Here is a 13,858-nt window from a genome sequence, read left to right as displayed (position 1 = left end):
CCATGGCACACAAGAAGGGTGCTTCCAGCTCCAGCAACGGTCGCGATTCCGAGTCCAAGCGTCTCGGTGTCAAGCGTTTCGGTGGTCAGCAGGTCAAGGCCGGCGAGATCCTGATCCGTCAGCGCGGTACCTCGTTCCACCCCGGTGAGAACGTCGGACGCGGCGGCGACGACACCCTGTTCGCCCTCAAGGGCGGCGCCGTGCAGTTCAGCACCCGCCGTAACCGTCGACTGGTGAACATCGTCGAGAACGAGACCGTCGAGGCCTAAACCTCCGGTAGCCGCCGCGACGGCGGTCCGCCCCGGGAACGTCCACGGACGTCCCGGGGTTTTCGTGTTGTCGCGCATGCGTGCACGCGTACCCGATTCTCCCGACCGGTGCCGGTCGCAGGCCGATTCCGGTACGCTCCCGTGCACCGGCACCGTCGCGGCCTGAGTCTGAGTCGGGGAGTCGGTACGAACCCCGTACCCTGGTCCCGGCCAGGCCGGTCTGGGACGGTGCAGGTGAGCTGACCTGCAGTGCTGAGGCCACCGTCCGTCCCGGATGGTAGGATCGTCGGGATTCCTCAACCACCCCTTTTAACCGCCTGAACTGGAGGGCGTCCAATCATGTCACGCTTCGTGGACCGAGTCGTCCTGCACCTGCAGGCCGGCGACGGCGGCAACGGCTGTGCTTCGGTACGCCGGGAGAAATTCGTGCCGCTCGGCGGACCGGACGGCGGTAACGGCGGTCACGGCGGCGACGTCGTCCTGGAGGTCGACCCCCAGGTCCACACCCTGCTGGACTTCCACTTCCACCCCCACATCAAGGCCGAGCGGGGTGCCGCCGGAGCCGGCGACCACCGTCACGGTGCCCGGGGTAAGGACCTCGTGGTCCAGGTTCCGGCCGGTACCGTTGTCCTCGACGGCAAGGGCGAGGTGCTCGCCGACCTGACCACCAAGGGCCAGCGCTTCGTCGCCGCCGCCGGTGGTCACGGTGGCCTCGGCAATGCGTCGCTGGTGTCCAAGGCACGCAAGGCTCCCGGCTTCGCGCTGCTCGGTGAGCCGGGCGAGATGAAGGACATCACCCTCGAACTGAAGTCCATGGCGGACGTCGGGCTGGTGGGTTTCCCGTCCGCGGGTAAGTCGTCGCTGGTCAGCGTGCTCAGTGCCGCGAAGCCGAAGATCGCGGACTACCCGTTCACCACGTTGCAGCCGAACCTCGGGGTTGTCAACGTCGCCCACGACGTGTTCACCATCGCCGACGTGCCGGGCCTGATCCCCGGCGCCAGCCAGGGCAAGGGTCTGGGGCTGGACTTCCTGCGCCACATCGAGCGCACCGCCGTGCTGGTGCACGTCGTCGACTGCGCGTCGTTGGAGTCCGACCGTAACCCGATCGACGACATCCGGGCGTTGGAGACGGAGCTCAAGGACTACGAGTCCGAGCTGTCCGCGGACGCCGGGCTGGGGGACCTCAGTGACCGCCCACGGGTGATCGTGCTGAACAAGATCGACGTGCCGGACGCCCGCGAGATGGCGGAGCTGATGCGTCCGGAGCTGGAGGAGAGCTTCGGCTGGCCGATCTTCGAGATCTCCACCGCCAGCCACGAGGGACTGGACCCGTTGCGGTACGCGCTGATAGAGATCGTCGGGGAGCACCGTCGTCGCCACCCGGTCGAGGAGGTCGCACCCCAGGTCATCACGCCTAAGCACCTGCGGGGCAGGGGCCGTGGCCGGTTCGCCGACTTCGAGGTGTCCAAGGACCCGGAGTTCGAGGGTTCGTTCATCGTCTCCGGGTCGAAGCTGGAGCGGTGGATCATCCAGACCGACTTCGAGAACGACGAAGCCGTCGGCTATCTGGCGGACCGTCTGGCCAAGGCGGGTGTCGAGGACGCGCTCTACAAGGCGGGGGCGGTCGCCGGTGACGAGGTCACCATCGGTGCGATCACGTTCGAGTGGGAGCCGCAGACCGCCGCCGGCGTGGACCTGCTGCCGTCGGGGCGCGGTACGGACCGCCGCCTGGACCGTACCGGCCGGTCGACGTCGGAGGAGCGGAAGCGGGCGTCCCAGGCGCGGCGCGGACTCATCGACGAGTACGACTTCGGAGACGGCGAGGAGCCGGACCGGGAGCGCTGGCAGGGCTGACACCCCCGCTGGGGTGCACGGTCGCCGACTCGTGGCGAGGACCGGTGCGCCTGGGTCATAATGAAGGGCATGTCTGACACCACTGATGCTTCCGACATGTCCGCTGAGCCGACGGTATTCGAGTACCCGGCGTCCCTGGAATTCGGGACGGACGCTGTGCATCAGCCCGGCCCCGTCATCCCCGCCACGACCAAGGAGTTCCCGGATCCCGAGGTCAGTGAGGACTCCCCGGCGTACGGGCACCACTCCGATGTGCGGCAGACGATCCGCAGCGCCAAGCGTGTGGTGGTCAAGATCGGTTCGTCGAGCCTGACCGACGAGACCGGTAGGGTCAGCCCCGACCGGATCGACGTCATCGCCGACGCGCTCGAGGCGCGGATGGACCGTGACACCGACGTGATCGTCGTGTCGTCGGGCGCCGTGGCCTGCGGGATGGGGCCGTTGGGGTTGGCGCAGAAGCCCACGGACCTCGCCACCAAGCAGGCCGCTGCGGCGGCGGGCCAGGTGCTTCTCGCGCAGGAGTGGGCCCGCAGTTTCGCCCGGTACGGCCGGTCGATCGGCCAGGTGCTGTTGACGGCGTCCGACGCGGCCCGCCGTGACCGGGCGCGCAACGCCCAGCGCACGATCGACCGTCTGCGCCAGTTGCGCGCGGTGCCGATCGTCAACGAGAACGACACGGTGGCGACCTCGGAGATGCGCTTCGGTGACAACGACCGGCTGGCGTCGCTGGTGTCCCACCTGACCTACGCCGACGCCCTCGTCCTGTTGTCGGACGTCGCCGGGCTCTACGACCGTAACCCCGCCGAGCCGGACGCCCGGTTCATCGCCGAGGTCAAGAGCAGCAAGGACCTGCGCGGGGTCGTCGCCGGGGACGGTGGAAGGCTGGGCACCGGTGGCATGGCGGCGAAGGTGTCCGCTGCGCGGCTGGCGTCGCGGGCGGGTATCCCGGTGCTGCTGACGTCGACGGAGAACATCGGCGCGGCGCTGGACGAGGCGATGGTCGGGACGTGTTTCTGGCCGCGCGAGGACCGGCTGTCGGCCTGGAAGTTCTGGGTGCTCTACGCCGCGGACTCCGCCGGGACCCTGCATCTGGATGCCGGCGCGGCCGCGGCGATGGAGCGGCACAGCTCCCTGCTGGCCGTCGGCCTGTCACGGGTGGACGGTGCCTTCACCTCCGGTGAGGTGCTCGACGTGGTGGGACCGGACGGTGATCTGATCGGTCGTGGCGAGGTCAACTACGATTCGGCGACCCTGGAGGGGATGGTCGGGAAGTCCACCGCCGATCTGCCCGACTTCGCCCAGCGCCCGGTGATCCACGCCGACTACATGGCGACGTACTCGAACCGGCAGTCCCGCGTGTACGGCGCGACCAGCTGACCGTCGACGCGCACCGCCTCACACCCGGATTGTTGAACAATCCGGGTGATTTTTGCGGGGACCTCACGTATCCTCGGATGTCATGAACGACGTGAACACCGCCAAGAACTCGTCCTCCGCCCCCGCCACCTCCGGCGACACCGCCGGGCTGACCCCCGTCCGCGCCGCCGAACGTGAGGAGGTCCTCGCCAAGGCACAGCAGGCCCGTGAGGTCTCGCAGCGCCCGGCGTTGACGACGACCCAGAAGAACGACCTGCTCATCGCCGCCGCCGACCGGCTCGTCGCCGAGACCGAGTCGATTCTCGAGGCCAACCAGCAGGACATCGCCGCCGGACGTGAGCGGGGCATGTCCGAGTCACTCATCGACCGTCTCAGCCTCGACGCCGCCCGCGTCGAGGGCATCGCCGGGGGCCTGCGTCAGGTCGCCGACCTGGCCGACCCGGTCGGTGACGTGGTCCGCGGATCCCGGCGGCCCAACGGTCTGGAGATGCGCCAGGTCCGCGTCCCCCTCGGCGTGATGGGCATGGTCTACGAGGCGCGTCCGAACGTCACCGTGGATGCCTTCGGTCTCGCCGTGAAGTCGGGCAATGTCCCGTTGCTGCGTGGCTCGAAGTCGGCCCAGAGCTCGAACACCCGGCTGGTGGAGATCCTGCAGGACGTCTGCGAGGAGCACCGCCTGCCCCGCGAGACCGTCCAGCTGCTGCCCTGCGAGACCCACGACTCGGTCCAGGACCTGATCACCGCGCGTGGCCTGGTCGACATCGTCATCCCCCGTGGTGGGGCCGGTCTGATCAACGCCGTGGTCACCGGGGCGACGGTGCCGGCGATCGAGACCGGCACCGGCAACTGCCACTTCTACGTCGACGGTTCCGCGGACGTCGACGAAGCCATCGAACTGGTCATCAACGGCAAGACCCGCCGCTGCTCGGTGTGCAACGCCACCGAGGTCGTCCTGCTGGACGCCGCCCTGCCGGACGAGGACAAGAAGCGCGTGCTGACGTCCCTGCAGGACGCCGGGGTCACCGTCCACGGTGAGGTCGACGAGCTGTCCGCGCTCGGCGTCGGTGACGTCGTGCAGGCCGAGGACAAGGACTGGGAGGAGGAGTACGGCTCCTTCGACATTGCCGCCGCGGTGGTTGACGGCGTCGAGGCGGCCGTCGCCCACATCACCCGGTACTCCACCGGACACACCGAGGCGATCAGCGCCACGGACTACAAGGCCACGAAGTACTTCGAGCAGAACGTCGACGCCGCTGCGGTGATGATCAACACCTCCACCGCGTGGACCGACGGTGAGATGTACGGCTTCGGTGCAGAGATCGGCATCTCGACCCAGAAGCTGCACGCCCGCGGGCCGATGGGGCTGCCGGAGCTGACGAGCACCAAGTGGATCGTCAACGGCGAGGGCCAGGTCCGACCCTGACGCCGTCAGCGCCGTAGCGCGGCAGCACCGTGGGGAGGGGGTGCAGCGCAAAACTGTGCGCCGGTACAGTTGTCTCCGTGAGGAACATTCATGGAGTCATCGGTTCGGCGGTGGTCGCCGTGGGTATCGCCACAGGCGCAGTTGCAGCCGTCGTCACAGCCTCTCCTGCAGCTGCGGGCGTGGCCCGTGACCAGGTCGACGGAGGCGGCTGCCCTTCCGTGGTCGCCCTCGCCGCCCGGGGCAGTGAAGAGAACGAGGTCTTCGCCCCGGACGCCACCAACGGGTACTCCAACGGCTACGAGGGGGAGACCCTCCACCGCTTCCTCGGTTACGCCACCGCCGTGCACCCGGAGCTTTTCGACCCGGACGACCGCACGGTCCTGAGCATCGACGCCGACCGCTATCCCGCCCGGTTCCCCGTCGGTGAGGCAGGGGAGGACCCGGACCCTGCGACCGTGCTCAACGGGGTCGGTCTGTTCGTCGACTCGATGGCCCGCGGGTTGCCCGGTGGGATCGACATGGTCGAGGAGTACGAGGCGTCCACCGAGTGCCGTCCCGACTACGTCGGACTCGGCTACTCCCAGGGTGTCGCCGCCCTGACTCCGGTGCAGCACAGACTTGCCGCGCAGGGGCGTCTACGTGGGGCCGTGTACCTCGGCAACCCCTTCCACCGCGTCCCGGAACTCATCGGCGGTGGGGCGATGGCGGGTGTTCCGGTGCACAGCTACTGCCTCGCCGATGACTTCGCCTGCGACACCGGGCCCCGCTCGGTCCTGCTCGCCCTCCAGGACGACGACGGGGCGGGCGCGCACGAGACCTACTTCCGTGACGCGGTCGCCGACCCGTCCGCCGCGAGCTCGGCCGAGCAGGCCGCGGTCGAGGCGTTCGCCGACCTTATCCGATGAACAGGATCAACGGTCCGTCGTAGAACAGTGCGGCCATGACTCCGGCGACGGCGATGCCGGCATGCAGCGGTATCTCCCTCATCCCGACCTTCTTCGGCGGCCAGGGGACACCCGCCGCCGCGGAGGCGGGGACGGCCCGGGAGCGCCACAGTGCCGCGGCGAACACCGCCACGGCGAGGATCCAGGCCGCCCAGTGCACGTACCGGACCATCACCGTGGCCACCACGATGACGAGCGCGACGAGGTGGAAGACCTGTGATCCGGCCAGCCAGACGGGATCGCCCTTCTTGCGGATCATCGTCTTGACGTAGGGGATCGTGCCGACCGTGTAGAGCAGCAGCCAGAAGAAGCTGACCCACACCGCCGTCGGCAGAGCTTCGACGACCGCCGGGGTGAACAGGTTGGACGACCACGTCACCCCGCCGGTGACCGGGAGGGTGGCGCCCAGCCCTACCGTCGCCGTGACCGGGACGATGAAAGCGGAGGCGGCCGTCGTCGCGACACCGGAGGCCAACGACCGCGGCGTCCCCCGCCACGTCTCGTAGACCGCGATCGCGATCAACGGCAGGAACACGAACGCCCACCACAGCAGGTGCGGCTGCAGTATCAGTGCCAGTGCCGCCGCCAGGCCGGCGACTGCGCCGTAGACCACCGTCGGTGCGACAGCGTGTCCGCGCATCGTGGCGTTGCGGGCACGCATCAGAATTCCCCCGGCGAAGAAGGCGAGGTAGCCCACCGCCCAGGCGACGGTGACGGCCAGGAAGGTCAGCACCATCCCGGCGGTGCCGTGAACCCCGTCGCCGCGGTCGGTGGGGTTCACGGCGTCCCAGATCTTCAGGCACCAGAACAGTCCGACCAGGGGAGGGACCACGACCATCGGCCACGCGCCGTGCTGATTCGGTACCCACGGGTTCATTCTCATCGCCATAGTGCACAGGGTATCGTGGGCAAACCCCGCCTGTGGTTCCTTTCGGACGGTACTTACCCGTAGCATGGGCGGACGTGACCCAGAACCGCCGACCGGAGCAGCGTGCCGCACGATTCCCGGACAAACCGCCGGAGCGTATCGGCGTGATGGGCGGTACCTTCGACCCGATTCACAACGGCCACCTCGTGGCCGGCAGTGAGGTCGCCGACCGGTTCGGGCTGGACGTGGTGATCTACGTGCCGACCGGCCACCCCTGGCAGAAGCGCGACAAGGTCGTCACCGCCGCCGAGGACCGTTACCTGATGACCGTCATCGCGACCGCGGCGAACCCGCAGTTCCTGGTGTCGCGCGTCGACATCGACCGTCCGGGTGACACGTACACCGTGGACACGCTCAAGGACATCCAGCGTCGCTACCCGGACGCGGAGCTGTACTTCATCACCGGTGCCGACGCCCTGGAACGTATCGTGACGTGGCGGCACTGGGAGGACGTGTTCAGTCTCGCGCACTGCGTGGGCGTCACCCGTCCCGGCTACGACCTCGCCGACGCTGGTGAGGCGCTGCGCAGCCAGGTCGACTCCGACCGGTTGAGCCTGGTCAACATCCCGGCGATGGCGATCTCGTCGACCGACATCCGGGAGCGTGCGGCGGACGGACGCTCGGTCTGGTACCTCGTGCCGGACGGGGTGGTGCAGTACATCGGCAAGACCGCGCTGTACCGGCGGAACAACCAGGACCGTCACGGTGGACTGCCGTGGGCGGTGCCGGACGTCGGCGAGAACGGCGGTACAGGAGCGGCAGGCGACGCCGGGGTCCTCGCAGGCGCCGGTGCCGGTGCCGGCGACAGTGACTCGTCCGCAGACTCGTCCGCAGATCCGCCCGCCGCCGCCGAGCCGGACGTGGACTGGAATCCGGACGCGGACAGCGACCGTTTCCCCGACGGCTGGTTCTGACGGCGACGGCCGGTTCCGGGAGGAACGGCGGTCCTGATGCTGTGATCTGTGCTCCGGCTTGTAGAATCACTGGCGGAAAACATCTGCCCTCTATTTTCATGAAGGATCCGGCACCACGTGACCGCTAGTTCCGACGCCATCAACCACGCGGGGATCGCCGCCCGCGCCGCCGCCGAGCGCCTCGCCGAGGACATCGTCGTCCTCGACGTGACCTCCCGTATGCCGCTGGCGGACTGCTTCGTGCTGGCCACCGGCGACAACGAGCGCATGGTCAACTCCATCGTCGACGAGGTCGAGGAGAAGCTCGCCGAGGTCGGGGTGAAGGCCCGCCTGCGCGAGGGCCACCGCGACAACCGGTGGGTCCTGCTGGACTACGGCACCATCGTGGTGCACGTCCAGCGTCGGGACGAGCGGGAGTACTACGCACTGGACCGCCTGTACCGGGACTGCCCGACCGTCGAGGTCGAGGGCGTCGAGCAGGCGGACCGTGGATTCTGGGCCAGTGACGTCAGCGCCGAGGAGATCGACGCCGATGATCCCTTCGCCGCACAGAGCGCAGCCGACCTGCCGTTGGCCGGTCCGGCACCCGACGAAGACGAGCTCTAGGAGCTGGTGACGGTGCGCCCGGGAGAACCCGGCACGTCCGGTCCGTCAGGGGGCAGGCGGCTGCCTGAACGCCGACTGATCCTGATCCGGCACGGCCAGACCGAGTTCAACCTGGTCGGACGGATGCAGGGACAACTGGACACCCCGCTCACCGAGGCGGGCCGGGCGGAGGCGGAGGCTGCCGCCGCGGAGCTGGGGACCTGGCCGATCGGCACGGTCGTCAGTTCGGACCTGCAGCGCGCCCAGGACACCGCCGCGCTGCTCGCCGACGCGCTCGGGCTGGACTACTCCACCGATTCCCGGCTGCGGGAGACCGACCTGGGCGACTGGTCGGGTAAGGCGCACGAGGACGTGGACGCGGTCTTCCCCGGCCAACGGTCGCACTGGCGGTTGAACCCCACGTGGGCGCCGCCGAACGGTGAGACCCGGCTGGAGGTGTCCGACCGGTCGGCGGAACTCGTCGACGAACTCATGGCCACCGGCGTGTGGGACGCTGGGACGGTGATGCTCGTCGCCCACGGCGGCACCATCGCGGCGCTGACGTCGCGCCTGCTGGGAATCCCGACGGAGCACTACCCGATGTTCGGTGGGCTGGGCAACGCCCGCTGGTCGCAGCTCGTCGCGCGCCCGACCGGGGACGTCACCGCCGCGGACGGTGACCTCTGGAGCCGTCCACGCTGGTTCCTGGAAGGATGGAACGTAGGCGTCGCGGCCCCGGCGCCGGTGGCAGTGGTGAATGCGGACGAAGGTGAGGTGACAGGCCGATGAGTGTCCTGGTGGTCACCGACTCGTCGGCGTGTCTGCCCCCGGCCCTGGCCGCGGAGTACGGCATCACCGTCTTGGACTTCCATGCCGAAGGCGAGGGCGACGACGAGACGACGGCGGGTCTGGGGGCCCTGGAACTCACCGCCTGTTACGCCCGGCTGCTGGAGCGCGGCGGGGACGACGGTGTCGTCGCCCTGCACATCTCCAAGGAGCTGTCGGGCACGTGGTCCTCGGCGTCGCAGGCTGCGGCGGTTCTCGACGGACGGGTCGAGGTCATCGACACGATGTCGGCCGGCATGGTCATCGGCCAGGCGGCGATCGCCGCGGCACGGTGTGCTGACGAGGGCGGCTCCCTCGACGAGTGCCGTGGAGTCGCCCAGCACGCCATCGACACCGGGCAGCTCTGGATGTTCGTGAACCGTCTGGACACGTTGGCCAAGGGCGGGCGACTCACCGCCGGGCAGCGTCTGCTGTCCACGGCCCTGGCGATCAAGCCGATCCTGCACCTCGCCGGCGGCCGGCTGGAACTCGCCGCGAAGACCCGGACGCGGTCGAAGGCGATGGAGCGCCTGGTCACCCTGGCGGCTGACGCGTACCGCCGGGTCGCCGAGGAACAGTTGCCGTCTGCCGGTGATGACGGGGAGCCTGAGGCCACGGAGGCGGTGTCGGGGGAGGACACGGGGGCCTCCGAGGTTGCAGACACCGCCGGGGACGACCCGGCTGCGGCCGTCCCCGCCGAGACCGACCCCGCGGGAGAGCCGGCAGCTCCCGTGGCACAGGAGGGGCCTCCGGACACCATGGCTCAGGCGACCCAGGTGGCTCCGGTGACGTCCACCGGGGAGACCGACGCCGGTGACCACCCCGCCGTGGAGGAGGGCACCCCGGACGTCGAGCCGGTCGATGGCACGGATGCGGACGACGTGAGCTCGGACGGTGCCGACCAGACCGGCTCCACGGACCGTCCCCGGATCTTCAACTTCGGCGGGCGTGACCGGCACGACAAGTCGGAGAGACCCGAGAAAAACGACAAGACCGAGAAGGCGGAGAAGGCGGAGCACGAGCGGCTGCGCCTGCGTCGGCGCACCGAGGAACAGGTGCCCCTGGAGGAGCTGCCGCGGGTGCCGATGCATCTGGCGGTCCACCACCGTGAGGCGGAGGACGCCGCCGAGGAACTGCGGTCCAACCTGCGCGAACAGCTCCCGGCCTGTGTGGTGATCTCGGTGGTGGACGTCACCCACTCCATGGCGGTGCACACCGGTCCAGGGGCCCTCGCGGTGTCCCTGGTGCAGGATTAGGGCCGACCCGGGAAACGGACACACCGACCGCTTTCAGGTGTTGTCCACAGCCGGAGCGTTGTCCACAGTCTCCTGCGCAGATCGGCGGTGACAGACCGTCCGGTGTCCGGCCGTGTACTTACATGGTGACCCATGGGCGGAGACGCAGAGCACAAGACACCGGCACAGCGCCGGGGAAGCGGCACACGGCGGGCGGTGGCTGACAGGGTGGAGGCCCTGACCCAGCCGGTGCCGGGCCATGAGTTGGCGGACGTCCGTTTCGAGCGTCGGACCGTGATCGGTCCCCGGTCCGCCCGGATCATGACGGCGACAGTCGCGGCCCTGGTGGTCGTGGTGGGAGGGGTGATGCTTTTCAGTGACAGCGGTGGTGACGGGGACGGCGGTGGCGCCGATGTCCGGGGGGACGTCGTCGCCGGGCTGTCGCCGGCGGTGTCCGGGGAAACCGGGGTAGAGCTGGCGGGGGACACCGGGGGAGACGAGGGTGCGACAGACGACACCACGGGTGGGGACAGTGGGGGTCCTGTGGTGGTGTCGGTGCAGGGGCTGGTGCACCGGCCGGGTCTGGTCACCGTTGATGCAGGGACACGGGCAGGCGAGGTGATCGACCGTACCGGAGGGGTCCGGGGGGACGGCCGGGTGGAGGGGATCAACCTCGCCGAGCCGGTGGTGGACGGCATGCAGATCGTCGTTGACCCGGAGGGTTCGCACGTGCTGTACCCGGGTCAGGCGGCAGACACGTCGGCGTCAGAACCGACCGGCGGCGCCCCGGGGGCCGGTACGTCCGGCCCGCCGTCGGGGACGGGCGCCGGGGCGGGGACAGCAGCAGGAACGGGGGCGGCAGCCGGCCTGGTGGACATCAACACCGCGGACGCCACGGCACTGACCTCATTGTCCGGGGTGGGGCCGGCGACGGCGGAGGCGATCATCGCGTGGCGGGAGTCCCACGGTGCGTTCGGCGCGGTGGAGCAGCTCATGGAAGTCAAGGGCATCGGGCCGGCGAAGTTCGAGGCACTGCGTGACCACGTCACCGTCTGACCAGCTGCGGCCGAACCCCGACCTCACCCCGGCCCCGGGGAGCGGGGCCGCATGGTCCGTGCCGGACCGGGACCCCGGGAGTCCGGACGTGGTGCGTCGCCGTCGGGGCCCGGACCTGCGGCTGGTCCCGGTCGCCGCCGTGGTCTGGGTGGCGGTGGTGCTGACCGTGATGGCGCGCGGCCCGTGGATCGCCGCCGGAGCCCTGGTGGTCGCACTCGGCGCGGGCGTCTGGATGTGGAGGCTCGGGCCGTTCCGCGCCGGTTCCACCGTCGAGGAGGACCGCCCTCGCGTGCTGGTGCGCACGGTCGCCCTGGTTGGGTTGGTGGCGGCCGCGTGGGCGGGGCGGGCTGCATGGTTGGTCTCCAGGGTGGACCGGCACCCGTTACGGGGGACGCCGGCGCGCCTGGCGGAGACCGTGGAGCTGGCGACTGCGCCGAAGCAGCTCGACGGCGGTACCGTGCTGTTGACGGTGACGGTCGACCGTCTGGGAACCGTCCCGGTGTTCCTTAACGACCGGATCGTGGAGCCGCACGTACTGGCCTGGCAACCCGGCACCCTCCTGGCCGTGGAGGCGTCGGCGTCCGAGGCGGAGCGGGTGTCGATGGTGCCTCTCCGTCTGTCGGCGTCGGTCCTCCCCGAGGTCGTGGCGGCACCGGACGGGGTGGCGCAGGTGACCGCGCACCTGCGTGCCGGGCTGCGGGAGGCGTCGCAGCATCTTCCGGGAGGGACCGGTGATCTGGTCCCGGGGATGGTGGTCGGCGACGTCAGCATGCAGGACCCGTCGGTCCGCGAGGAGTTCCTGGCCACCGGGCTGACCCACCTGACGGCGGTGTCCGGGGCGAACCTGGCGATCGTCACCGGAAGTGTGCTGGTGCTTGCGACGGCGTGCGGGTGGCCGTTGTGGTCGCGGTACCTGGCGGCGTTCCTGTGTCTGGCGGCGTTCGTGCTGCTGGTGGGGCCTGAGCCGAGTGTGCTGCGTGCGGCGGTGATGGGTGTGGTGGGGCTGGTGGCGGCACTGTCGGCACGTCGGGCGCACGGGTACGCCGCGTTGTCGGCGGCGGTGATCGTGTTGCTGGGTGTGGACCCGGGGCTGGCGGTGGAGTACGCGTTCATTCTGTCGGTGGCGGCGACGGCAGGGATCGTGGCGCTCGCGCCGTTGATCACCCGCAGGATCCTGCAGGGGTGGACGGACCGCAGGACCGCCCGGCACGGCGGCCACCACCCGCCCGCGCGGTGGCAGGCGATGCTGGTGGGCCTGGTGTCGGTGAGCCTGGCCGCCGACGTGGTGACGGCCCCGGTGATCGTGCAGATGACCGGTGTGGTGTCGCCGACGGCGGTGCTGGCGAATGTGCTGGTCGGTACGGCGGTTCCTCCCGTGACGGTGGTGGGCATGCTGGGCGCGCTGGTCGCGGGGGTGCACACCGGTGCCGGGGCGGTGGTGCTGTGGGTCGCGGCCGTGCCGGCCTGGTGGATCCTCGCTGTGGCGTCGAGGTTGTCGCAGGTGCCGGTGCTGCACACACCGGGTGGGGTGGTTGCCGCGGTGGTGGTCGCCACGGCGGCGGCGACGGTGGTCCTGGCCGTGGTGTCGGTACGGTGGCGGCGCCGTGCTCTGGCGTGCCTGCTGGTGCTCGGGGTGTGGGTGCTGGCCGGCGTACAGCGGGGTGTGCTGACGACCGGCCCGTACTCGGACGCGACGGGGAAGGACGCGGCGCTGGTGCGGGTGTGGGCCGACGACCTGCGGGAGGTGGAGTGGTGGCTGGGCGTCAGGCCGACCGCGTCGGACGGTCCGGAGGTGTTACGCGGGCCGGCGGGGGAGTCGGCCGAGGTCGTCGTCCTGCCTGATGACGCGGCCGTGCTGCTGCACGAGTACCGTCTGAACGCGGCCGGTGCGGCACCGGGCGCCCGGCAGCGTCCGGACCTGTACGTGGTGTCCGCCTGCGGCCGCAGCCGGGGGATGCCGAGCCGGACGCCGGCCGGTGTGCCGGTGGCGTTCCCCTTCCGGGACGGCACGGTGGTGCTGACGGAGCAGGGACTGTTCGCCGACGGGAGGGTGGGCGCGGAGATGTCCTGCAGGCACTCAGGAGGCTGAGGGGGTGTGCATGCCGACGTTGATGACGCTGCCCTGTGAATCCCGGTAGAAGAAACGGGTCACACCCCACGGCTCGTCGGTGAGCGGGTGGATGACCTCGAGTCCGGCGGCCTCGACGCGCTGCAGCGCCGCGGAGACGTCGTCGACGAAGACCGAGACCGCCGGGCAGACCGGCGCGGTGGCGTCCGCGGTCATGAGGCTGAGCTGGTGACCGGCGTCGTCGCCCAGAGTGACGATCCAGCCGTGGTCCATGAGGACCTCGAGGCCCAGGACGTCCCTGTGTTCGGCGACCGCCCGCGGCAGGTCGTCGACGACGACATTCGGCACCACGCGTTCCACCCGCATGGCATCACTGTATA

General features: G+C 70.1%; 13 protein-coding genes. 11 read left to right on the top strand and 2 right to left on the bottom strand.

Annotation, left to right across the window (positions count from 1 at the left end; genetic code table 11):
- Nucleotides 1-2 precede the first annotated feature (2 nt).
- The 5 genes from rpmA to PQI66_RS05505 all read left to right on the top strand — a co-directional run bounded on the left by rpmA (nt 3) and on the right by PQI66_RS05505 (nt 5,828).
- On the top strand, nt 3-269 hold the full coding sequence (gene rpmA, locus PQI66_RS05525; RefSeq protein WP_038549531.1) for a 50S ribosomal protein L27: 267 nt from the start codon (nt 3-5) through the stop codon (nt 267-269).
- Nucleotides 270-608: 339 nt separating this feature from the next.
- The gene (obgE, locus tag PQI66_RS05520; RefSeq protein WP_339996625.1) at nt 609-2,123 is read left to right on the top strand and encodes a GTPase ObgE; all 1,515 of its coding nucleotides are present in this window, start codon (nt 609-611) and stop codon (nt 2,121-2,123) included.
- A gap of 69 nt (nt 2,124-2,192) precedes the next feature.
- A complete protein-coding gene (gene proB, locus PQI66_RS05515; RefSeq protein WP_445227998.1) occupies nt 2,193-3,500 on the top strand; it encodes a glutamate 5-kinase in 1,308 nt (435 codons plus the stop codon).
- A gap of 82 nt (nt 3,501-3,582) precedes the next feature.
- A complete protein-coding gene (locus tag PQI66_RS05510; RefSeq protein WP_339996623.1) occupies nt 3,583-4,923 on the top strand; it encodes a glutamate-5-semialdehyde dehydrogenase in 1,341 nt (446 codons plus the stop codon).
- A gap of 77 nt (nt 4,924-5,000) precedes the next feature.
- Nucleotides 5,001-5,828: a hypothetical protein gene (locus tag PQI66_RS05505; protein ID WP_339996622.1), complete on the top strand. Its 828-nt coding sequence runs from the start codon at nt 5,001-5,003 to the stop codon at nt 5,826-5,828.
- Here PQI66_RS05505 and PQI66_RS05500 read toward each other — a convergent pair.
- Nucleotides 5,818-6,756, bottom strand: coding sequence for a YwiC-like family protein (locus tag PQI66_RS05500; protein ID WP_339996621.1), 939 nt, complete (start codon nt 6,754-6,756; stop codon nt 5,818-5,820). The two genes, PQI66_RS05505 and PQI66_RS05500, sit on opposite strands and share 11 nt — an antisense overlap.
- 146 nt (nt 6,757-6,902) lie before the next feature.
- Here PQI66_RS05500 and nadD point away from each other — a divergent pair, with 146 nt between their 5' ends.
- From nadD to PQI66_RS05470, 6 genes are all read left to right on the top strand, one after another.
- Entirely contained in the window at nt 6,903-7,709 is an 807-nt protein-coding gene (gene nadD / locus PQI66_RS05495) for a nicotinate-nucleotide adenylyltransferase (protein WP_445228004.1), read from the top strand.
- A 117-nt stretch (nt 7,710-7,826) separates the two neighbouring features.
- Nucleotides 7,827-8,315, top strand: coding sequence for a ribosome silencing factor (gene rsfS, locus PQI66_RS05490; protein WP_339996618.1), 489 nt, complete (start codon nt 7,827-7,829; stop codon nt 8,313-8,315).
- Nucleotides 8,316-8,321: 6 nt separating this feature from the next.
- The gene (locus tag PQI66_RS05485; RefSeq protein ID WP_445227997.1) at nt 8,322-9,083 is read left to right on the top strand and encodes a histidine phosphatase family protein; all 762 of its coding nucleotides are present in this window, start codon (nt 8,322-8,324) and stop codon (nt 9,081-9,083) included.
- Complete coding sequence (locus tag PQI66_RS05480) at nt 9,080-10,375, top strand: DegV family protein (RefSeq protein WP_339996617.1); 1,296 nt, start codon at nt 9,080-9,082, stop codon at nt 10,373-10,375. Before PQI66_RS05485 ends, PQI66_RS05480 begins: the two co-directional genes overlap by 4 nt.
- A 132-nt stretch (nt 10,376-10,507) precedes the next feature.
- Nucleotides 10,508-11,410, top strand: coding sequence for a helix-hairpin-helix domain-containing protein (locus PQI66_RS05475; protein WP_339996616.1), 903 nt, complete (start codon nt 10,508-10,510; stop codon nt 11,408-11,410).
- Nucleotides 11,391-13,499, top strand: a complete 2,109-nt coding sequence (locus tag PQI66_RS05470; RefSeq protein ID WP_339996614.1) for a ComEC/Rec2 family competence protein — start codon at nt 11,391-11,393, stop codon at nt 13,497-13,499. The genes PQI66_RS05475 and PQI66_RS05470 overlap by 20 nt, the downstream gene beginning before the upstream one ends.
- Here the strand turns inward: PQI66_RS05470 and PQI66_RS05465 are convergent.
- On the bottom strand, nt 13,488-13,844 hold the full coding sequence (locus PQI66_RS05465) for a VOC family protein (RefSeq protein ID WP_339996613.1): 357 nt from the start codon (nt 13,842-13,844) through the stop codon (nt 13,488-13,490). The two genes, PQI66_RS05470 and PQI66_RS05465, sit on opposite strands and share 12 nt — an antisense overlap.
- Between the last annotated feature and the right edge of the window lie 14 nt (nt 13,845-13,858).

The sequence above is a fragment of the Corynebacterium sp. USCH3 genome (assembly GCF_037619475.1).
GTDB lineage: Bacteria > Actinomycetota > Actinomycetes > Mycobacteriales > Mycobacteriaceae > Corynebacterium.
This window is presented reverse-complemented; position numbering and strand designations above follow the sequence as displayed.

What these genes read in the sequence shown, in the direction of transcription:
- rpmA (WP_038549531.1), top strand. Translation starts at nt 3, where the DNA reads ATGGCACACAAGAAGGGTGCTTCCAGCTCCAGCAACGGTCGCGATTCC.
- obgE (WP_339996625.1), top strand. Translation starts at nt 609, where the DNA reads ATGTCACGCTTCGTGGACCGAGTCGTCCTGCACCTGCAGGCCGGCGAC.
- proB (WP_445227998.1), top strand. Translation starts at nt 2,193, where the DNA reads ATGTCTGACACCACTGATGCTTCCGACATGTCCGCTGAGCCGACGGTA.
- PQI66_RS05510 (WP_339996623.1), top strand. Translation starts at nt 3,583, where the DNA reads ATGAACGACGTGAACACCGCCAAGAACTCGTCCTCCGCCCCCGCCACC.
- PQI66_RS05500 (WP_339996621.1), bottom strand. Translation starts at nt 6,756, where the DNA reads ATGGCGATGAGAATGAACCCGTGGGTACCGAATCAGCACGGCGCGTGG.
- nadD (WP_445228004.1), top strand. Translation starts at nt 6,903, where the DNA reads ATGGGCGGTACCTTCGACCCGATTCACAACGGCCACCTCGTGGCCGGC.
- PQI66_RS05480 (WP_339996617.1), top strand. Translation starts at nt 9,080, where the DNA reads ATGAGTGTCCTGGTGGTCACCGACTCGTCGGCGTGTCTGCCCCCGGCC.
- PQI66_RS05475 (WP_339996616.1), top strand. Translation starts at nt 10,508, where the DNA reads ATGGGCGGAGACGCAGAGCACAAGACACCGGCACAGCGCCGGGGAAGC.
- PQI66_RS05465 (WP_339996613.1), bottom strand. Translation starts at nt 13,844, where the DNA reads ATGCGGGTGGAACGCGTGGTGCCGAATGTCGTCGTCGACGACCTGCCG.